The sequence below is a fragment of the Pseudoalteromonas sp. NCIMB 1079 genome (assembly GCF_040567695.1).
GTDB classification, from domain to species: Bacteria; Pseudomonadota; Gammaproteobacteria; order Enterobacterales; family Alteromonadaceae; genus Pseudoalteromonas; species Pseudoalteromonas distincta.
This window is the reverse complement of record NZ_JBEWZA010000003.1, coordinates 1-19,622: the sequence shown is the minus strand read 5'-3', so window position 1 is coordinate 19,622 and position 19,622 is coordinate 1. Positions and strand designations below refer to the sequence as shown.

15 protein-coding genes and 1 pseudogene are annotated in these 19,622 nt (G+C 38.1%); 8 read left to right on the top strand and 8 right to left on the bottom strand.

Going from position 1 to position 19,622, the window contains the following annotated elements:
* Window positions 1-286 precede the first annotated feature (286 nt).
* Together ABX891_RS20270 and ABX891_RS20265 are read left to right on the top strand one after the other, a co-directional pair.
* A complete protein-coding gene (locus tag ABX891_RS20270; RefSeq protein WP_089369339.1) occupies window positions 287-1,492 on the top strand; it encodes a ParA family protein in 1,206 nt (401 codons plus the stop codon).
* 4 nt (window positions 1,493-1,496) lie between these two features.
* Window positions 1,497-2,579, top strand: coding sequence for a ParB family protein (locus ABX891_RS20265; protein WP_089369340.1), 1,083 nt, complete (start codon window positions 1,497-1,499; stop codon window positions 2,577-2,579).
* A gap of 263 nt (window positions 2,580-2,842) precedes the next feature.
* Here the strand turns inward: ABX891_RS20265 and ABX891_RS20260 are convergent, their stop codons facing one another.
* The 3 genes from ABX891_RS20260 to cadR all read right to left on the bottom strand — a co-directional run bounded on the left by ABX891_RS20260 (window position 2,843) and on the right by cadR (window position 4,093).
* On the bottom strand, window positions 2,843-3,181 hold the full coding sequence (locus ABX891_RS20260) for a MerC family mercury resistance protein (RefSeq protein WP_502936064.1): 339 nt from the start codon (window positions 3,179-3,181) through the stop codon (window positions 2,843-2,845).
* Between the two features lie 102 nt (window positions 3,182-3,283).
* Window positions 3,284-3,661 carry a MerR family transcriptional regulator gene (locus ABX891_RS20255; protein WP_055018870.1) on the bottom strand — a complete coding sequence of 126 codons (378 nt, stop codon included), beginning with the start codon at window positions 3,659-3,661 and terminating at the stop codon, window positions 3,284-3,286.
* Window positions 3,662-3,703: 42 nt separating this feature from the next.
* A complete protein-coding gene (cadR, locus tag ABX891_RS20250; protein ID WP_002962247.1) occupies window positions 3,704-4,093 on the bottom strand; it encodes a Cd(II)/Pb(II)-responsive transcriptional regulator in 390 nt (129 codons plus the stop codon).
* 78 nt (window positions 4,094-4,171) lie between these two features.
* Between cadR and ABX891_RS20245 the strand changes: the two genes are divergently transcribed.
* Together ABX891_RS20245 and ABX891_RS20240 are read left to right on the top strand one after the other, a co-directional pair.
* Complete coding sequence (locus ABX891_RS20245; protein ID WP_036972175.1) at window positions 4,172-4,903, top strand: transglutaminase-like domain-containing protein; 732 nt, start codon at window positions 4,172-4,174, stop codon at window positions 4,901-4,903.
* Window positions 4,890-5,777, top strand: coding sequence for a cation diffusion facilitator family transporter (locus tag ABX891_RS20240; RefSeq protein ID WP_002962252.1), 888 nt, complete (start codon window positions 4,890-4,892; stop codon window positions 5,775-5,777). The genes ABX891_RS20245 and ABX891_RS20240 overlap by 14 nt, the downstream gene beginning before the upstream one ends.
* Before the next feature lie 84 nt (window positions 5,778-5,861).
* On the opposite strand, the gene ABX891_RS20235 is transcribed toward ABX891_RS20240, so the two are convergent.
* The 5 genes from ABX891_RS20235 to ABX891_RS20215 form a co-directional block, all read right to left on the bottom strand.
* The gene (locus tag ABX891_RS20235; RefSeq protein WP_036972174.1) at window positions 5,862-8,990 is read right to left on the bottom strand and encodes an efflux RND transporter permease subunit; all 3,129 of its coding nucleotides are present in this window, start codon (window positions 8,988-8,990) and stop codon (window positions 5,862-5,864) included.
* Between the two features lie 10 nt (window positions 8,991-9,000).
* Window positions 9,001-9,897: an efflux RND transporter periplasmic adaptor subunit gene (locus ABX891_RS20230; RefSeq protein WP_192532887.1), complete on the bottom strand. Its 897-nt coding sequence runs from the start codon at window positions 9,895-9,897 to the stop codon at window positions 9,001-9,003.
* A 70-nt stretch (window positions 9,898-9,967) separates the two neighbouring features.
* Window positions 9,968-11,260, bottom strand: coding sequence for a TolC family protein (locus ABX891_RS20225; protein ID WP_354630517.1), 1,293 nt, complete (start codon window positions 11,258-11,260; stop codon window positions 9,968-9,970).
* Between the two features lie 73 nt (window positions 11,261-11,333).
* Entirely contained in the window at window positions 11,334-11,705 is a 372-nt protein-coding gene (locus ABX891_RS20220; RefSeq protein WP_354630516.1) for a hypothetical protein, read from the bottom strand.
* Window positions 11,706-11,713: 8 nt separating this feature from the next.
* Entirely contained in the window at window positions 11,714-12,613 is a 900-nt protein-coding gene (locus ABX891_RS20215) for a cation efflux transmembrane domain-containing protein (protein WP_076920335.1), read from the bottom strand.
* Between the two features lie 166 nt (window positions 12,614-12,779).
* Between ABX891_RS20215 and ABX891_RS20210 the strand changes: the two genes are divergently transcribed.
* From ABX891_RS20210 to ABX891_RS20190, 4 genes and pseudogenes are all read left to right on the top strand, one after another.
* A complete protein-coding gene (locus tag ABX891_RS20210; RefSeq protein ID WP_028835965.1) occupies window positions 12,780-13,130 on the top strand; it encodes a hypothetical protein in 351 nt (116 codons plus the stop codon).
* An 83-nt stretch (window positions 13,131-13,213) separates the two neighbouring features.
* Window positions 13,214-14,431, top strand: a complete 1,218-nt coding sequence (locus ABX891_RS20205) for a TolC family protein (RefSeq protein WP_008468875.1) — start codon at window positions 13,214-13,216, stop codon at window positions 14,429-14,431.
* Window positions 14,432-14,495: 64 nt separating this feature from the next.
* Window positions 14,496-15,751: pseudogene (locus tag ABX891_RS20200) on the top strand (efflux RND transporter periplasmic adaptor subunit).
* A gap of 11 nt (window positions 15,752-15,762) precedes the next feature.
* Window positions 15,763-18,963, top strand: a complete 3,201-nt coding sequence (locus tag ABX891_RS20190; RefSeq protein WP_004588883.1) for an efflux RND transporter permease subunit — start codon at window positions 15,763-15,765, stop codon at window positions 18,961-18,963.
* Window positions 18,964-19,622 lie beyond the last annotated feature (659 nt).

Sequence of the window (19,622 nt, the reverse complement as noted above, 5' to 3'; positions counted from 1 at the left end):
TTACACATATTAGACATTAAAATATACTCTCTAATTAGCTTATATTTCGATGATGAGGGGAGCTTTTATTTCAATAGTCATTTTTTAAAATAACGATAAAAATATTCCTCAAGTTGTATTTTACCTACAAGCCACATTTGCCAACACCTACGGCTTCTTTTTTGGTAATTATTCAATGTGAATAACTCAAATTATAAAACTAAAACAAAAATCAAATACCTCTAAAACACATGGACAACTCAAAAAACAAGGGATACACTTGTTTTAAATAAAAAGGGATTCATCTATGACCATTGAAAAGACTACTCACATTTTTCAAGATTTAAAGGAAGGCGCTGATCGCTATATAAAAAGACGCAATCAGAGGCTTTTAGTAAATCATCGTAAGGAGCTTAGAAGTTTTACGCGAGCTGAAGCATCTATATATTTAGATATTGATGTAAAAACTTTAGATAGGTATTGCGCTTCACTGGGTATTGACCCACGTAGACACGAAGATGCACAGTGGTCAATTGACATCGAAGAAATTTATAAAGTAAGAGATTCGCTCTCTGTTGAATTACGTAAAGAACCTAAGTTCAAACGTAGTGATAAGCAGAAAGCACAGATTATAGTGATTCAGAATCAAAAAGGTGGTGTTGGTAAAACAGTGTCAAGTGCAACAATAGGTTCAGGACTAGCTACTGAGTTTCATCAAGAGTATCGCGTAGGTCTTATTGATATGGATGGACAAGCTACACTATCAATGTATTACGCCCCTGAATCAGCACAAGAAGGTTGTTTATCTGTAGGCGATCTGATCATGGGAAACTATGAATTAGACGAAAATGAAACTAAAAAAGAAGCTATTTCAAGTGCCTTTTTACCTACTACAATTCCAAACCTCCGTATTTTACCTGCCTCACAATCAGATCGTGGTATTGAGGGGTGGTTTCATGAAGGCGTATTTAATAAGTCTCTAAGTTCGCCCTACTCTATTTTGAGTAAGATTTTAAATGAAGTTGAAGATGAATTCGATATTATCATAATAGATACCCCTCCATCATTAGGCTATGCAACGTATAACGCTTACTACGCCGCAACCAGTGTACTTTTCCCACTATCAATTACAGAAAATGACATAGATGCAACGTGTTCTTATTTTTCATATATACCGCAAGTCTGGGGATTATTGAATAATGCTAAGCATCAGGGGTATGACTTCATGAAAATACTTATTACAAATCATAAAGACAGTTCAACAACAACGGAGTTACTCAATAGCCTTAATGATAGCTTTTCACCATATTTATACTCTAAAGAATTTAAAAATAGTGAAGCTGTAAGGCAGGCATCATCTTTATTATCAACGGTGTTTGATATGTCTAAAAGTGAGTACCCAAAAAGTAAAATGTCATACCAAGTGGCACAGCAAAATGCTTATGAAGTAACAAGTCAACTACAGCGCGATATTGTAAATGTATGGCGTAAGCAAGAGCAGGAGCAGGAGTAAAATCATGGCTAGAAAACGTGGAATAAGATCACCACTTGGCAATGCAGTCGGAGCGCAAGATGCAATCGAGTCAGGACAGAAAAGTAATATAGAGTCGCTTGCAAAGCAATTAAAAGCAGAGGTCACTGGTTCTAAATTATCAATAATGGATGTATTACAAACCCATCTAGGGATAAGTAATGTTGGAGAGAGTGTATCCTGGAAGTTAAAATCAGGAAAAATAGCGCAATTTGTTCCTGTTACATTAAGTTATCAGCAAGTTAAAGAGCTTACTTCGGTCACATTTGAAGTGAATGGTCGAGATCAATCTGGTCTAACCAAAGAATCCCTTCAAGATCTAGACTCATTATGTATACAACAATATTACCCAGCTATAGGCCGAAGAGTTAATGGCGTGATTGATCTGCTAGATGGCTCCAGGCGTAGAGCTAGGTTTTTGCTTGAAGTAGGTAAAATTAACTCATTTAAAATATTAGTCACAGATGACGATATTAGCTCTGGTGACGCTAAAGCATTAGCTAAGCAGCTGCAAGTTAGTAAAGAGCACAACTTACGTGAAATTGGTATGCGTTGTCAGTTAGAAAGTCAGCTTTATGAAAAAAAATATAATAAAAAACTCACGCAATCTGAATTAGCTGAAGAAATGGGCTTAAGCCAAGCTAAGGTAAGTAAGGCGCTAACTGCTGCCTCTATCGATAGTGCTATTATTGAGCTGTTTCCGGATATTTCTTTATTGTCACACTCAGACTACAAAGTATTAAATACAGTACAAAAAACGTTAGGTGAAAACGTAAATGAATTTATAAAGGATATAGAAAGCAATATAATTAATATCAATAGTGAATTAGTTCAAGACGATTATAAAGAAGCTGTATTAAAAATAGTTACAGACGCTATTAAAACATACAAACCTAAGCCAACCGAGCAGGCTATCGTTACTCCACTTGCAAATTTTAGCAAAAAGAATACCTATGCACGTAAGCGCGTTAAAGGTAGAAAATTCGCTTATGAGTTTTCACAGCTAACAAAAGAAGTACAAGATACTTTAGACCAGGCTATTGCTAAAGTGTTGCAAGACTCGCTTTAATAATAAAGGTATTCAGTCATAGCTAATTTATGAGTGAATACCTTTTAGGTTCCTCAACGGAGATTTTGTTTTAAGTTATTGTTTTTAAGGTTTTTAGTGTTTTTTATTTGTAGTTATTCAGGCTGAATAAATCAACTGTATCTAGCCTGACTCACGCTCATATATCTGCTGGGTTGATATTAAAAAGTTAAAATTAAACTAAAGTATGAAACCAAGATAATAAAGTTTAGAGTTTTCTGGGCTAGTTTTTCGGCCGCTATGTGTCATACGTTGCATGTTTGCTCCCTTACTGGTTTTACGATATCCAAAACCGACATAACGACCATTAAGCAAATACCAAAGTAAAATAGGTATGTGCTCCAATCATATAGCCAAAGAGGATAAAGCGTTAATAGCACTGCTACAGGCCCTAGAATGCTGAAGACAGCTCTGGTATGGTTTTTATTTTTGTGCGAGTTGTATAAGTTTACCAATAGTTCCAAAGATGCAAAAATAGGTAAAAGCGTATTTACAGCTATTCCTTCGAAGTGAGAGAAGAAGCCTAGTCCTAATGCCGATGCAAGTGACCTTAATGCAGGGAAGCAGGCCGTGCCGCTAGCCAAACGCCACTAGAGCCTACTCTGTCTAATATTTTATTTATCATTTTAAAGTCTATTGGTTGATATTACCATCATTCTAAACTCCGTATATAAGTACGGAGTCAATCATTTTAATGAATCAATTATGGGGCAATGTGTTGGATCTTCGTTTTGCATACAGGTATTTGTCATATCCACAATTACTTTCTCTAAACGTTGAAGGTCATTAATTTTGTCTCGAATGATTGCTAACTTTTGTCGGCTTAATAGCTCAACTTGAGTGCAGTTGCTGTCCATAGACATTAGCGATTTTATTTCTCTTAACGTAAAGCCGAGCGCTTTGGCTTTTGTGATAAACCTAAGTTGTCCTGCTATTGTTTCGTCATATTGTCTATAACCAGATATTGGTTTTTCAGGTTGTGTAATCAGCCCTTCTCGTTCATAAAAACGAATGGTTTCTACATTTAAATTTAATGATTGTGCTAATTTGCCAATGGTTTTCATTATTGCCTTTGTGAATACTACTAATCTAAAGTTATATTTAGTTTAGCTATCCAATGATTTGATGATGCCGCACGCTTCAATTGTATTGTCTGAACCACAAGCACTTGCCATCTGTTGTAATTCAGCTTTAAGCGCCCTTAATTCTTTCATACGTTTATTCACTAGTGCAAGTTGCTGATCAATTAATGCATTAACGCTAGAGCAGCTTTCTTCTGGCTTATTTTTTAATTCGATAAGACGTTTAATATCATTGAGTGATATATCTAGGCTGCGACAATGCTTTACGAATTCCAATTGTTTAAGTGCTTTACTATCATACAGCCTGAAATTACCTTCTGAACGGTTTGGATTTAACAGTAATCCTTCTCTTTCATAATATCTAATCGTTTGTATTGAACAGCCCGATTTTTTTGACAATTCGCCTATTTTCATCAATTTCCCCCAGACATTTGACTCTATAGTTACTATAGGATCTATAGTATAGGTATGCAACGAAAGGGATATATAAAAATGACTGAGAAATATTTAAACAATACGAATATCGTTAATTTTGAACACAAAGATATCCAATCCCTGATCGATCAACGAGGGTGGAAAAATTTGGATAATTTCAACAAAATTGGTGCCGCTTATCAGTTTGTAAAAGATGAAATAATGTTTGGCTATAACAAGAGTGATGATATTTCAGCAAGCGATGTGCTAGCAGATGGTTATGGACAATGTAATACTAAGGGTAATCTGTTAATGGCACTATTGCGTGGACTAGGTATCCAGTGTCGTTTCCAAGGTTTTACCATTGATCAGCAACTACAAAAAGGTGCTATCCCAAGCTATGTATTTTGGTTAGCACCTAAATACATCATTCATAGTTGGGTAGAAGTTTACTTTGAAGGGCGTTGGATAAACTTAGAGGGCTTTATATTGGATGAGCAATACTTAAGCTCACTACAGCAGAAATTTAGCCAAGCAAAAGATGAGTTTTGTGGTTATGGTGTTGCAACAAAGTGCTTATCTTCACCCGGTACGGATTGGCGTGGAGAGGATACCTATATTCAAAAAGAAGGTATTCATGACGACTTTGGGCTTTATGATTCACCAGATAAGTTCTATCTCGAAAAAGGTACTAATCTATCAGGTGTAAAACGTTGGTTGTATCAACGAGTGATCCGACATTTGATTAATATGAATGTATCAAAAATAAGAAATAAAAAAGTACTGGAGGTACAAAATGCACAACCATAGTCACAGTCATCAGCATGGTAAAGACGACCGGATTGGTTGGGCATTTTTCCTTAATGTGATATTTACCATTATCGAATTTATAGGTGGTTGGCTCACAAACAGTACGGCGATAATGGCGGATGCCGTTCACGATCTTGGTGATAGTCTTTCAATAGGTTTTGCGTGGATTTTAAGTCGTTTTTCAGATAAAGAAGCATCAGACAAATTCAGCTATGGTTATCGCCGACTTACACTTTTTGGTGCATTGGTAAATAGTATTGTTTTGATTATCGGCTCTATTTGGGTTTTATTTGAAGCAATACCTAAGCTGTCCAATCCTGAAATGCCTGTAGTTGAGGGGATGTTAGGGCTAGCCATACTCGGTGTTGCCGTAAATGGTTATGCGGTATTCAAATTAAAAGCGGGTGAAACACTAAATGAAAAAGTGCTGACATGGCACCTACTTGAAGATGTACTCGGTTGGGTTGCCGTTCTTATAGTCTCTATTGTATTGTTGTTCGTTGAACTGCCGATATTAGATCCTCTATTATCAATAGGGTTTACGCTGTTTATCTTATTTAACGTTTTCAAAAATCTTAAATCAACATTGGTGCTTTTTCTTCAAGCTGCACCCGATAAAGAGACCCAAGAGCGTATTAAGCAGTCATTAATTGAATTTCCTGAAGTAAATGGTATACACCATATGCATTTTTGGTCACTGGATGGTGAAAGTCACGTTTTAACAGCGCACCTTGAGCTGAGTGACAACTTTGACGTTAAAGAATTAATTAAGCTTAAACAAGAGGTTGCAGCTAAATTATCTTCCTATCATTTATCGCATACGACGATAGAGTTTGAGTTTTTAAATGAAAATTGTAGGGATGAAGCAGAGTAAGTTTTATCAATAAAATTTTGGAGCATACAATATAAAAAGCAGCTTAATTAGGCATAACTTAGTAATTAAGCTGCTTTTTTGCTTTTAGATTTCGTCGGATTGCTGTTTGTTACTCTCAGCGCCATGCGCCCATTGATATAAAACAGGCAATACAAACAAAGTTAAAATGGTAGAAGATACAATACCGCCGATAACAACTGTTGCTAGTGGTCGTTGTACTTCTGCACCAATTCCAGTGTTTAACGCCATTGGAATAAAACCTAAACTTGCGACCAGTGCCGTCATTAAAATAGGTCTTAAACGAATGATGGCACCTTCAATGATCGCTACGTATAGGTCGCCTTTTTCATGCCAAAGATCTCGAATAAAAGCCAACATAACCAAGCCATTTAATACTGCGACACCTGACAATGCAATGAAGCCGACACCTGCCGAAATTGATAAGGGCATGTCTCTTAAATAAAGTGAAAATACGCCCCCTGTTAATGCTAAAGGCACGCCACTGAAAATGATTAATGCATCTTTTAATGAACCAAATGCTATAATCAAAATACCTAGGATAACAACCAATGTTATCGGTACAACTAGGCTTAATCGCTTACTTGCTGATTCTAGTTGTTCAAACGTTCCACCATAATCAAGCCAGTATCCTGCTGGAATTTCTCCTTCCTGATTAATTTTAGCTTTAACTTCTTTTACAAAACCGCCTAAATCTCTACCACGAACATTGACGGTAACCACAACTCTTCTTTTTCCGTTCTCTCGGCTAATCTGCGCGGGTAAAGACTCTGATTTAAGCTCTGCAACTTCTTCAATTGGCACATAGTTACCATTCTCAAGTGGAAGCGGCAGATGCTTCAAGCTATCGATATCCGTTCTTATTTGCTCTGGTAGGCGAACAACTAACTCAAACCGTCTGTCACCTTCATAAATGATCCCCGCAGATTCACCGCCAATCGCAGTGGCAACCCAGTCTTGCAATTCGGTAACGTTCAATCCATACCTACCAAGCGCTTCTCGTTTAGGAATTACTGATAAAGATGGAACACCTGTGACCTGTTCCATTCGAGCATCAGCGGCACCATCCACGGTTTTCACAATATTTAGAATATCTTTTGCGGTAAGTAATAACCGATCCAAATCATCACCAAATATTTTGATGCCGACATCAGCTCTAACGCCAGAAATCAATTCATTGAAACGCATTTGAATAGGCTGAGTGAATTCATAGTTGTTGCCTGGAATGTTTTTCAGTACTTTTTCCATTTCTTCAACTAATTCACTTTTTGGTTTTGAAGGTTCGGCCCATTCTTTACGTGGTTTTAAAATAACAAAGATATCAGCAATACTCGGTGGCATTGGGTCGGTTGCTACTTCTGGTGTGCCAATGCGCGAGAATACTTTATCAACTTCAGGAAACGCTTTAATACGTTGCTCAAGTACTTCTTGCATTTCTACTGATTGCTCTAGGCCAGTCGATGGAATTCTTAATGCCTGTAGTGCAATATCACCTTCATTTAATTGAGGAACAAATTCTGTCCCAAGCGTAGTTGCTAACCAAAGGCTATACCCCATTAACAGCGTTGAGAATGAAACAATAATCCAACGAAATTTCATCGCCATTTTTAACAATGGTTCATAAATAGACTTGGTTGAACGAATAACTACACTTTCTTTTTCGCTGATTTTACCTTTCATAAACACAGCTACAGCAGCAGGAACCAGTGTAACTGAAAGGATCATTGCGGAAATTAACGCCATAACGACAGTTGCCGCCATAGGGTGGAACATTTTCCCTTCAACGCCAGTTAGCGTGAAAATGGGGATGTAAACAACAGTGATAATTGCCACACCAAACAAGCTTGGACGTATCACTTCTGAAGTGGCTTCAAAAACGGTATTTAGGCGTTCTCTTAAGTCTTGCCTATGACCGTTGTGTTGGGCCTGTGCTAACCTACGGACAGAGTTTTCAACGATGATTACAGCCCCGTCCACTATCAAGCCAAAGTCCAATGCGCCGAGACTCATTAAATTGGCAGATACTCCTGCTTGCACCATACCTGTGATTGTCATTAACATGGAAATAGGGATAACAGCAGCGGTAATGAGAGCTGCACGTAAATTTCCAAGTAGAATAAATAACACAACAATAACTAAAAGCGCACCTTCAACGAGGTTTTTGGTAACGGTTGCAATCGCTTTATCTACTAACGTTGTTCTGTCGTAAACAGGCTCTGCGGTAATGCCCTTTGGCAGAGATTTTTGTATTTCGCTGAGCTTATGTTCCACTTCTAAAGCAACGGTGCGAGAATTCTCACCAATCAGCATCATGGTTGTACCAAGCACTGTCTCAATGCCATTACGAGTAGCAGCCCCTGTTCTAAGTTCTTTGCCTATAGCAACATTGGCAACATCACTTATTTTTACAGGAATACCATCGTTCTTTTTGATGATGACATTGAGGATTTCATCCATTGTCGCAAGTTGCCCAATGGAGCGCACTAACACTTGTTGTCCGTTTTGCTCAATATAACCCGCGCCACGGTTATCATTATTTTTACGTAATGCATCAGAAACGTCTTCAAAGCTTACCTGATGAAAAAGTAATTTTTCGGGTTTCGGCGTTATATGATACTGCTTGTTATAGCCGCCGATGCTGTTGACCTCAATGACGCCTTTAACTTGAGCCAATTGCGGTTTAATGATCCAGTCTTGTATTTCTCTTAAGGCAATAGCGGTATAAGGCTCTCCATTAGGCATTTTAGCGTCAGGAGAAGCTTGTACGGTATACATAAATATTTCACCAAGCCCTGTGGAAATAGGACCCATCTCTGGCTCTAAGCCAGAGGGAATAACGCCTTTTATCGCAGCTAATCTTGCATTGATTAAGTTGCGTGCGAAATAAATATCGGTTCCCTCTTCAAAGATAACGGTCACCTGGGATAAACCATATCTTGAAAGAGAGCGGGTGTGAGACAGCTTTGGTAGTCCAGCTAATGCGTTTTCTACTGGAAAAGTTACCCTTTGCTCCGCTTCTAAAGGTGAATAACCGGGGGCAGAGGTATTTATTTGTACCTGTACGTTTGTTATATCTGGAACAGCATCAATGGGAAGTTTTTGATAACTCCACATACCAACGCCGATGATTACCATCAGCAAGCTTAATACTAAATAGCGCCTATTTATTGCAAGACGCAAAATTGATTCAATCATATTGCGTCTCCTAATCGTCGTCTTCTACTTCAGATTTCAAGATATCTGCTTTAATCAGATAACTGTTTTTGTTTACATATTCAGCGTCTTTACTGAGGCCATCAATGACCTCGATATAGTTTTTGTCTGAACGACCAAGGACAAGTGGTGCAAACTCGTACTCTTCATCTTCTTTTACAAAGACACCTAATTGTCCACCTAGCTCTTGTATGGCAACTTTCTCGACCGCTAAATCCACCTCAAATTGGTTTATCTTTACGTTGCCTTTTAATAATTGACCTGACGTTAGCTTTAACTCAGTGTTGTTTAATCGTACCCGTGCTAAAACATAAGGCTGATCTTTAGCTGGAATAATATTAGTGATGACTGAACTGAATGCGTGTTCACCTTGCTCAATATCAACATGCTGACCGACTTTGATTTGATTATATTGGCTGGTAAACACCTTAAATTCAGCCCACAAGGTGTCAAATTTGACGATTTCAAACAAGCTAGTGTTTTGCGTGATACCGCCAATATTTCCATTTCGCTGTAAAACAGTCCCAGAAACAGGCGATGTTATTTTATAAGTATTTAAGCTCTCATTAGATTCAATAACGGCTAATAGATCGCCTTTTTTTACCGTATCACCAACAGTGAAGTTTATTGTCTTTATAACGCCGTTATATCTAGCGCCAACTTGAAATAATTGTTCAGCGCCTATCGTCGTAGAGCCGTATACAGGGATAGTTTGGTTCAACGTTTTTGAAGCTAAATAGGCTGTTTCAACACCAACCTTTTTTGCCATGTTATTGTCGATTTTGCTTATGCCTTCTTCGCCTTCATGTTCATCTTCACTAGCGAAAACACTTTGAATGGGTGATAGATACCCAATAAAAATCAATAGTGCGAATAAATAGTTTTTCATTTTGAATTCCTAAACGATTCAGTTAATCACTGAATCAATAAATTGTTATTAAACTTAAAGTGATGTTTATTTAGAGTGACAGCGCTTCGTTTGTTAGTTTTTCTATCTCTGCGCCATAAATTAGGGCAGCAGATGCCGCGTCAATAAGGGTTCGCCGAGCATTTAACAGCTCTTGTCTAGCCGATACATAATCAAGATATCCATATCGACCTTTTTGATAGGCGTCTTGAGTATCTTCCAGTGCATCTTCAAGCATTGGGATAACCGACTGCTTTAATGAATTAGCTGTTAATATGGCTTGTTTTCTATTGGAGTATGCTCGTAGTAAGTGATTTCTAAATCTTAACTTAGTCACCTCTTTCTCTATGGCAACTTGGTCACGCTCTGCTAGCGCACTAGCGATTGCGCCAGAATTTCGCTTTTCAGCAAACAAAGGTAAGCTAAAGCCAGCGACCAGTGCCGTATCATTGGCTTCTTGAGAGCGCCTAACACCAACAGACCATTTGATATTGGCCGTTGACTCTGTTTTAGCCAACTGTAACTCGGCCTCTTTTAGTCGCTGCTCACTTGCATAAACTTGAATAGCAGGGTTTTTCTCTAATTTCGCAAAGAGACTACTAAAATCACTATCATTGCCAAACTGAAACAGATCTCCAGTTACTCTAGAGAATGACACTGATGTTTCTCCCCAGTAAGCTGATAAAGAAAGCTTTAGATATTCCAAGCGCTTTTGTTCAGATTGAAGGGTGAGGTTAGCCTGAGCAATAACTGCTTTTGAGCGTTTCACTTCAGCCTCAGGAGTAGCACCTGCGCGGTTACGCTGAGATACAATCTCTAAGGTTTCTTGTGCTAAGCTCAAAGCATTTTCTGCCAATATAACTCTTTGTTGGGCTGCAAGTACTTCCACGTACTTCTCAGTGACTTGAGCCATTAAATTAAGCGCAGAGACTTCTTTTTCAGCAGTGAGTAGTGTTCTTGATTTTGAAACAATTCCAATCCGCGCTGAGCGTTTATCTCCCATTTCGATAACCGAAGATAGAGCGACTGTTAATTCAGCACTGTCGAATGTATTAAATTCACCTGAGCCTGCAAAGTTCTCAGCTTCAAGCTCTAGTTCATAAGCAGGATTTAAACTTGCGATTTGTTCTCGTCCAATTAATGCCGTTTGCTTGAAATCAAATATTTTAAGTTCTGGATTTTGTTTAAGCGTCCACTGAATTGCCTCTTGAAGGTTTAACTGCTTCTCAAAGGCATAAACATTAAATGTAAAAAGTGACAAAGCGAGAAACGCGATATATTTAAGCCGAGGTGTTACACACCTTAAAATTGCTATCTTGCGATGCACACAGGTATTAAGTGCCATGTATACTTTCCTATAAATTTATATGTGATATTTAGGTCATTAACATTTGACCTTTCTTAATTTTCTATAAAATTTAGGCGTATTTAGCTGGGCGGAATGGCACCGAGATATAGCTTTTTAGCTCAGGAGAAACTAAGGCGTAGGTAAGGAAGTGATCTGTTGCTTGGAAAATGTTACAGGAAGAATCAGCATTTAAAAATAAGTGACAACAGCAACAAAAATTACAATTATCAATTGAAGAGTTGCTATTATTCACCTCAAGCATATTGGAGTCTTCTGGAGCTTTTAGCGGGGTAATAGACTTAGTTAGTGATGAACTAAAAGAACTTTCACTTAAGTTTATTTCAAGCTCTTCTAGCGAAAAAAACACAGACTGCACCGCGATTAAAATCATTATCACGTATGATATATTTGATTTGATATACGATGAGTGCATTATTTTCATTTCTCTGCTTAATACTTTAGCTGTAAGATGCGGCGAGCACCGTTTAAAACGACAAGAGCAATTATCAAACCAATCACTAAATCTGGATAACGGCTGCTAGTTACTGTAACTAATAAGCCAGCTAAGATTACACCTACGTTTGCGATTACGTCATTTGCGGAAAAAATCCAACTCGCTTTCATATGAGCGCCGTCTTCTTTGTTGCCAAATATTAAAAACAGACAAGCAATGTTAGCGATTAGTGCTATTCCACCAAATATCATCATTAAAGAAGAGATAGGTTCACTACCGTAAATAAAGCGTCTTACGACTTCACTCAAAGCACCTAGCGCTAGAATAATTTGAAGTACACCAGATATATGTGCCGCTCTAAGTTTCATGCTTATGCTTTTACCGACAGCATATATAGCTAAACCATAAACAGCAGCATCAGCAAACATATCTAATGAGTCGGCAATAAGGCCAGCAGATTGCGCAATAATCCCAGCAATTACTTCTATAAAAAACATGACTCCATTAATGGCTAACAACCATTTTAGCGTTGATGCTTCTTTCATCTCATTTTTTTGGGCTAGATCTTTTGCTTTTGCAGCTTCGGTGCTGCAACTTTCTTTAGTTGATGCCAACTCTGCACCGAGATTGAGTTGTTGTAATTTTTTTGTTATCTCATCTAAATTTTCATCATGAAAAACCTTGACTAAACTGCTAGGAATATCAAATTGCAACCCAACTGAAGGCTCAATTGAGTCAAGTGCTAACCTAATCAATCTCTCTTCTGAAGGACAGTCCATTTGAGGTACTTTAAATGTACTGACAAACGCGCCACTATAGTTATCTAATTGTGTATCAATTTTTACATCTTCATTGGTAGAAGATGATTGACACTGACCACTACATTTTTCTGACATATTTAACATTCCGTAATAATATTAAAATAAGTATAAAATCTATAGTGGCTATAGAGTCAAATAAAAAAATTATTTAATGTAAAAGCGTGGAAACTGAATTGAAAAGCTAGTTTAAGAAAATAGTTTCTGCTAGTATTCTAAATACTATATTTAACTGGTGATAACTTTGAACCTTAATGTTGTACTAAAAATGCTCTTGGTTATTTCGATTGTTTTACAATCGTTAACTGCTGTAGCATCCTCAACATCTGAGAATCACCAAATAGATATAGAGCACCTTCAAACTCAACATGATCATGCAGATGATCGAAATGTCTCAAATGATAATGTAGGTGATGAGCAGCATAATGAAAAAGATTGTCATCACTGCGGACATTGCAGTGGCAGCCACTTATCTTGGATTTTAGTCAGTAATTCAAATACCACGGGCAAACTAAACATTATCAATAAAACGCCTTATCAAATTGATCAAACAAGTACCTTTCTTGAAGCGATACTTCGTCCGCCTATTTCTTAATTAGATTAATTTTTAATGACCTATTTATCCTTTAATAATGGATAAAGGTTTCGTGTTTATTAATTTTAAAATTAAGAATTTTTATGTATATATATTTAAAAAATGCAGGTTTAGTCCTGTCTTTATGTATGGCTGTGAGTTTTTCAGTTGCCACTTATGCCAAACAGAAAAGTATTTCATGGCTAGATAGTCAAATAAATAAAGATCCCGAAGTTGTTGCGGCTAAAGAGTTACTTAATGCAAGTAATCATAGAGCCAAGAGCTTAACTAAAGCCGTATATAACCCAGAGCTTGAAGCAAGCTATGAAAAAGAGGGTGATTTTGATAATTATTCTATTGGTATCAGTCAAACGATTGATTTTTGGGATAAGCAATCAGCAAATAAAAGCATTGGTGAAATTGGTGTTTATGCAAACCAGCAACAATTGTTATCTCTACTCGATTCTAAAAAGGCTAACGCTTTAACTGCAATAGTTAATTGGCAAGCAGCAAAAAAGGTGGCTCAGTTACTTTCAGTAAGAGAAAATCAATTACAAACGCTCGTTGGAATTATTGAAGATAAGCGAAAAGCAGGACTTTTAGAGCCACTTGACGCTGAACTGGTTTATTTAAACTTGTCCCAAGTTTTCAGTGAAATATCTGAGTCGCAAATTGCTTTGAAAAATGCAGAGGTAAATGTTCAGGAGTTATTGCCTGATTGGACGCCTAATACTACCAATTTGTTTTCATTTACTTTTGGAGCAACAAACTATTCATTTAACTCTCAGTGGGTTGAGGAACATCCAAAAGTTAAACTCGCTAGAGCGCAATGGAAGATAAAACAATCTAAAGCTCAACTAACCACTATGGAATCTAAAGCCAATCCAACCATTGGAGTTAACGCAGGGAAAAGTGGAGATGAAGACTTGATTGGCGTGACTTTCTCAATGCCTTTAAATATCAGAAATAACTATTCAGATACTGTTAAAGCCGCTTATTCAGAAGCAATTGCAGCAGAGGCTAACTTTCGGTCGGTTTATCGAAAGCAGTCATTTGAAGCAAAAGCTAATTATGAATCGCTTATTGTCAGTAAAAAATATTATGAGCAATGGCAAAAACTGACAAAAGGCAGATTAGATAGCAGCGAAAACTTATTAAATAAGCGCTGGGAAGCTGGTGACATTAATACTTCTGACTACTTACTTGCATTAAATCAACGTGCGGAAGGGCTTCATGCAGGAATACGTTTGGAAAATCAATTCAAGCTTGCAGAAATATCCTTCATTTTAAGTATGGGTCAGTTATCCAAATTTGAGATTTGAGCGCTTTGTTTTTTCAGTAGCGAAAAACGAAATCTTAAATTTATTAAAAATATAGGTTACAAAAATGAATACAGTAATTAGTAAAAAATTTTTAGCCGTAGTAATTAGCTGCCTGTTAGTTGGGTTTACTACAAATCATGATGCTTTTGCACAGTCGTCAGATGGAACTGGTTCTGTCACAAACGTTTCGAAACAAGAAGAAAAAGAACATCAAGATGAGCATGAACACGAAAAGGGACATGAAGAAGATAAAGGTGACCATGACGAGCACGGCCATGAAGGTGGTAATAAAGAGGGAGAAGAAGGACATGAAGAAGGTATCACTATTGATCCAAAGAAGATGTCGCTTGCTAACATTAAAGTGGAAAGTGTTAAGCCTGAATATCAATTTAGCTCCGTATATGCACCTGGCGAAATAAAAGCTAATGGCTATAAAAGTTATGTGGTATCACCACGTACAGAGTCAGTCATTATCAGTCGCCATGCAGCGCTTGGCGAGTATGTAGAAATAGGTCAGAAGTTAGTTACATTATTTAGTGAAGCAATGGCACAAGCACAAGCTGACTATTTAATCGCTTCAACCGAATGGCAACGTGTAAAAAAGCTGGGTAATAAGACGGTGAGTGAAAGTCGATTATTACAAGCTGAAACAACATACAATGCGAGCTATGGCAAGCTCATTGCTTTAGGGTTAACTGAAAAAGCAATAAATGGTATTTCTAACAAAGACATTAAAGCATTTGGACAATATGCATTAACGGCGCACCGTGAAGGTGTCGTGCTTCAAGACGACTTTATCCAAGGGCAACGTGTTGATGCTGGGGATTCAGTCATGTTGTTAGCTGATGAAAAACAACTATGGGTTGAAGCAAAAGTTTCTCCAAATAAAAAGCTAAATTTATCAATTGATTCTCCTGCGGTACTTAAATTAGAAGGCCAGAGTTACAATGCCAAAGTTATCCAAGAAGCCCATACAATTGATCCCGTAACTCGTACAAGAATTATTAGATGGGGGTACAGAATGCTGATGATAACCTTCATTCAGGTATGTTTGTAAAAGTTTACTTTCAGTTTGCCACAAAGCAGAAAGTGATGGCTGTGCCAGAAGAAGCATTGATCCGCAGCGCAGATGGTGATTGGACCGTATTTGTCGAAGACCACCCTGGAGAATTTAAAGCTGTAGAAGTAGAACTAGGCCGAGCCTTAGGTGATTTTAGGGAAATCATTGGCCTTGATAGTGGGACGCGAATTGTAACCAAAGGCGCATTTTTTGTTGCTTCTGAAATCGCTAAAGGCGGATTTGATCCGCATAACCACTAAGGAGCAAGACTATGTTTAATAAAATAATAGATTGGTCTGTTAATAATAGACTCCTGATTTTGATTGCGCTGTTTGCCACAATTGTCGGCGCAATTATGGTTATACCAAAACTAAATTTAGATGCCTTTCCTGATGTTACTAATGTTCAAGTTGCTGTAAATACTGAAGCGCCAGGACTAGCTGCTGAAGAAGTTGAACAACTCATTACGTACCCCATTGAAGCGGTCATGTATGCCTTACCTGATGTAGAACAAGTGCGCTCAATTTCTAAAACAGGCTTGTCTGGCGTCACGGTTGTTTTCAAAGAAGGCACCGACATTTACTTTGCAAGACAACTTGTATTTGAGCGTCTTCAAGCCGCAAAAGAACTGATACCAGAAGGTGTCGGCACACCCGAAATGGGGCCAAACACCTCAGGGCTAGGCCAAGTATTTCAGTACCTTCTTATTTCAGATAAAGATGCAGGCTATGATGCTATGGCACTCAGGAGTCTCAATGATTGGGTAGTAAAATTACTCGTTATGCCTGTCGATGGTGTTACTGATGTACTCTCCTTTGGAGGTATTGTTAGGCAGTACCAAGTAAATGTAGATCCATCTAAGCTTCTTTCTTATAACCTAACGCAAGAAGACGTTGTTGGTGCCCTAGATAACAACAATGCCAATGTTGGCGGATGGTATATGAACCGTGGGCAAGAGCAGCTTGTTATTAGAGGTGCAGGTTGGTTTGAAAGTGGTGACGCTGGTATTAGTAATATCAAACAAGTTCCCGTCAAAACAGTTGATGGGACAGTTGTGACGGTTTCGGATATTGCTAAAGTTGAAATGGGCAGTGAAATTCGTCAAGGTGCTGTCACAATGACGCGCAAAACCGAAGACGGTAAAGTCGAAAATTTAGGTGAAGTTGTCTCTGGCATTGTCTTAAAACGCATGGGGTCTAATACTAAAGCCACCATTGATGGTATCAATGCAAGAATCCCATTGATTAATCAAGCATTGCCTAAAGGTGTTCGCTTTGAACCATTTTATGATCAGGCTGATTTGATTGAAAAAGCCGTTGATACAGTAGTTGATGCACTATTACTAGCATTTATTTTCATCTGTATTGTATTAGCACTATTTTTAATGAATATACGTGCAACCTTCCTTGTCCTAATATCTATTCCAATTTCAATTGGTATCGCGTTAATGATCATGGCTTGGTGGGGCATTTCTGCAAACCTTATGTCATTGGGTGGCATTGCCGTAGCCATTGGTATGCTAGTTGATGGTTCAGTCGTGATGGTTGAAAACATGTTTAAGCATTTAAATAGACCAGACTCTACCCATTTAAAAACTGTAAAAGAAAGAGTGCCTAGTGCTGATACTGATCCACATGATGTAGAACAAGATGAGCATGGTATTAAGTTACGTCTTCAAAATGCGGGTAAAGAAGTGGCTCGTCCCGTATTTTTTGCAGCTTCTATTATTTTAGTCGTATTTACGCCTTTATTTAGCTTTGAAGGTGTTGAGGCAAAGTTATTTCAACCTATGGCAATAAGCATCATTTTAGCTGTTATATCTGCTATTGTGGTTGCGTTGTTTGTTGTACCCGCTTTAGCTACTTATTTATTTAAGTCAGGTGTAAAAGAGAGGGAAAGCTTTGTTCTTAGGCCATTAGACAAACTCTACAGAAAAGGGCTTACATTCGCACTAAAACGCACCAAATTAGTCATTTCAGCCGCACTTATATTAGTTTTCTCTGCCTTTGCATTAGTTCCATTAATTGGTACTGAATTTGTACCTGAGTTAGAAGAAGGGACGATAAACTTAAGAGCAACGCTTGCACCTTCTTCCAGTTTAGATACCGCGCTCACTGTGGCACCAATTCTAGAAGAAAAACTAATGGCTTTCCCTGAAGTAACCTATGCATTAAGCCGAATTGGTCGAGCAGAAATAGGTGGAGACCCAGAGCCTGTGAATAACATCGAAATTTACATAGGGTTGAAGCCTGTTTCTGAGTGGACCAGTGCATCTAATCGATATGAACTTCAAGGAAAAATGGAGAGATCTTTAGAAGAATTCCCTGGGTTGCTACTCAACTTTTCTCAACCTATTGCGACTCGTGTCGATGAGCTACTATCTGGTGTTAAGGCTCAGTTGGCGATAAAGTTGTTTGGGCCTGAACTTGAGGTACTGGCGGCTAAAGGTCAAGAAATAGAAACAGCAATTAAAAACATTGAAGGTGCAAGGGATGTTGCATTGGAGCAAATTGCTGGTGAAGCGCAATTGGTGATAAGTCCTAACAGGCAAGAACTATCACGCTTTGGATTGTCTGTGAGTGACATAATGGAGGTTGTGCGTGATGGTATTGGTGGTGTTGAAGCCGGACAAATAATCAATGGTAATGAACGTTATGATATTTACGTTCGCATAGAGGAAGAGTACCGAAGTAACAAAGAAGCTATTGCTGATATTCGGCTTCAATCACCTACTGGTGCTTGGGTGCGGCTGGGTGACGTAGCCTCAGTCTCATTTGAGTCAGGCCCACCACAAGTTAGACGCGATGATGTACAACGAAGAGTCGTTATCCAAGCAAATGTACAAAATCGAGATATGGGAAGCGTGGTTGCCGATATCAGAACGGTAATTGCTGAAAAGGTTGACTTACCTTCAGGTTATTCTGTTTCGATTGGCGGCCAGTTCGAAAGTCAAAAACGTGCTCAAAATAGGTTAGCTATAGTTGTACCTTTATCGTTAGCACTAATCGCACTACTACTTTACTTTGCCTTTGGTTCTGTTGGTCAAGCTATGCTGATATTGGTCAACGTGCCGCTTGCTGTAATTGGCGGAGTTTTCTCCTTATATTTATCTGGACAATACTTGTCTGTACCAAGCTCCGTTGGCTTTATTACCTTATTTGGTGTAGCGGTATTGAATGGGGTCGTTATGGTAGAAAGTATCAACCAACGTATTAAAGACGGTCTAGAAGCATCTAAAGCCGTTTTTGAAGGCGCTACTTCAAGATTAAGACCTGTACTTATGACTGCTATAACATCAGCTTTAGGTTTGATACCGATGTTAATGTCTAATGGTGTTGGTGCAGAAATACAGCGCCCATTAGCGAGTGTTATTGTTGGCGGCTTGGTAACTGCAACACTGTTAACATTATTTGTTTTACCTGTTTTATATCGCTGGTTTTCAGAGAAAAAAATAAAAGAGCTATCCAGATAAAATTACTGTGAACTCTAACCCCACGCTAAAGTCACGTTTAGCGTGGGGTTATTGAGTAGATGAACGAAAAGAAAGATTAGATTTAACAATAAACTAATAGTCATGACTGCTTTGTCGGAATATTTGTCGTTAAACAGGCCAAAGCTAACTTCCGCTTTCGTATCTTTGCAGTCTTAATCTCTATGTGTCTCAAGGTCGGATTATGGCACAGAGCCGTCCTTCAGCTCTAACTCATTTTTGTCCAAAAGTGAGTTTCAATCTTTGTTGTCACAATTTATCTTTGGGTAGGCACGTTGATTGAATCTAAGTTTTGACCTTTATTGTCGTACATACCTTCTATTGACACGAAAGGAACAGACTGGGAAGGCTAAAAAGTTTCAAACATTATTGCCTTCCGACAAGTAGTAAACAGGCAAACCAGCGTTGCTACGGGTGGACTTTATTGTCTCTACAAAAACCTAATATTTATGAGTACAGTTATAATTTCTCTACTTATTAAAATGACCCTTTTAGAAAGTAGAGCCTGTGATATAATAAATATCGAGTCAACACCATCAGAATTTAAAATTAGAAGCTGTAATTTAGGTAGTGATACTGAGCAAAATAAACACAGATAATATGTCCGTACTTCATTATGTAGGGTACACGCGATCTAGTGT

What these genes read in the sequence shown, in the direction of transcription:
- ABX891_RS20270 (WP_089369339.1), top strand. Translation starts at nt 287, where the DNA reads ATGACCATTGAAAAGACTACTCACATTTTTCAAGATTTAAAGGAAGGC.
- ABX891_RS20265 (WP_089369340.1), top strand. Translation starts at nt 1,497, where the DNA reads ATGGCTAGAAAACGTGGAATAAGATCACCACTTGGCAATGCAGTCGGA.
- ABX891_RS20255 (WP_055018870.1), bottom strand. Translation starts at nt 3,661, where the DNA reads ATGAAAACCATTGGCAAATTAGCACAATCATTAAATTTAAATGTAGAA.
- cadR (WP_002962247.1), bottom strand. Translation starts at nt 4,093, where the DNA reads ATGAAAATAGGCGAATTGTCAAAAAAATCGGGCTGTTCAATACAAACG.
- ABX891_RS20245 (WP_036972175.1), top strand. Translation starts at nt 4,172, where the DNA reads ATGACTGAGAAATATTTAAACAATACGAATATCGTTAATTTTGAACAC.
- ABX891_RS20240 (WP_002962252.1), top strand. Translation starts at nt 4,890, where the DNA reads ATGCACAACCATAGTCACAGTCATCAGCATGGTAAAGACGACCGGATT.
- ABX891_RS20235 (WP_036972174.1), bottom strand. Translation starts at nt 8,990, where the DNA reads ATGATTGAATCAATTTTGCGTCTTGCAATAAATAGGCGCTATTTAGTA.
- ABX891_RS20230 (WP_192532887.1), bottom strand. Translation starts at nt 9,897, where the DNA reads ATGAAAAACTATTTATTCGCACTATTGATTTTTATTGGGTATCTATCA.
- ABX891_RS20225 (WP_354630517.1), bottom strand. Translation starts at nt 11,260, where the DNA reads ATGGCACTTAATACCTGTGTGCATCGCAAGATAGCAATTTTAAGGTGT.
- ABX891_RS20220 (WP_354630516.1), bottom strand. Translation starts at nt 11,705, where the DNA reads ATGAAAATAATGCACTCATCGTATATCAAATCAAATATATCATACGTG.
- ABX891_RS20215 (WP_076920335.1), bottom strand. Translation starts at nt 12,613, where the DNA reads ATGTCAGAAAAATGTAGTGGTCAGTGTCAATCATCTTCTACCAATGAA.
- ABX891_RS20205 (WP_008468875.1), top strand. Translation starts at nt 13,214, where the DNA reads ATGTATATATATTTAAAAAATGCAGGTTTAGTCCTGTCTTTATGTATG.
- ABX891_RS20190 (WP_004588883.1), top strand. Translation starts at nt 15,763, where the DNA reads ATGTTTAATAAAATAATAGATTGGTCTGTTAATAATAGACTCCTGATT.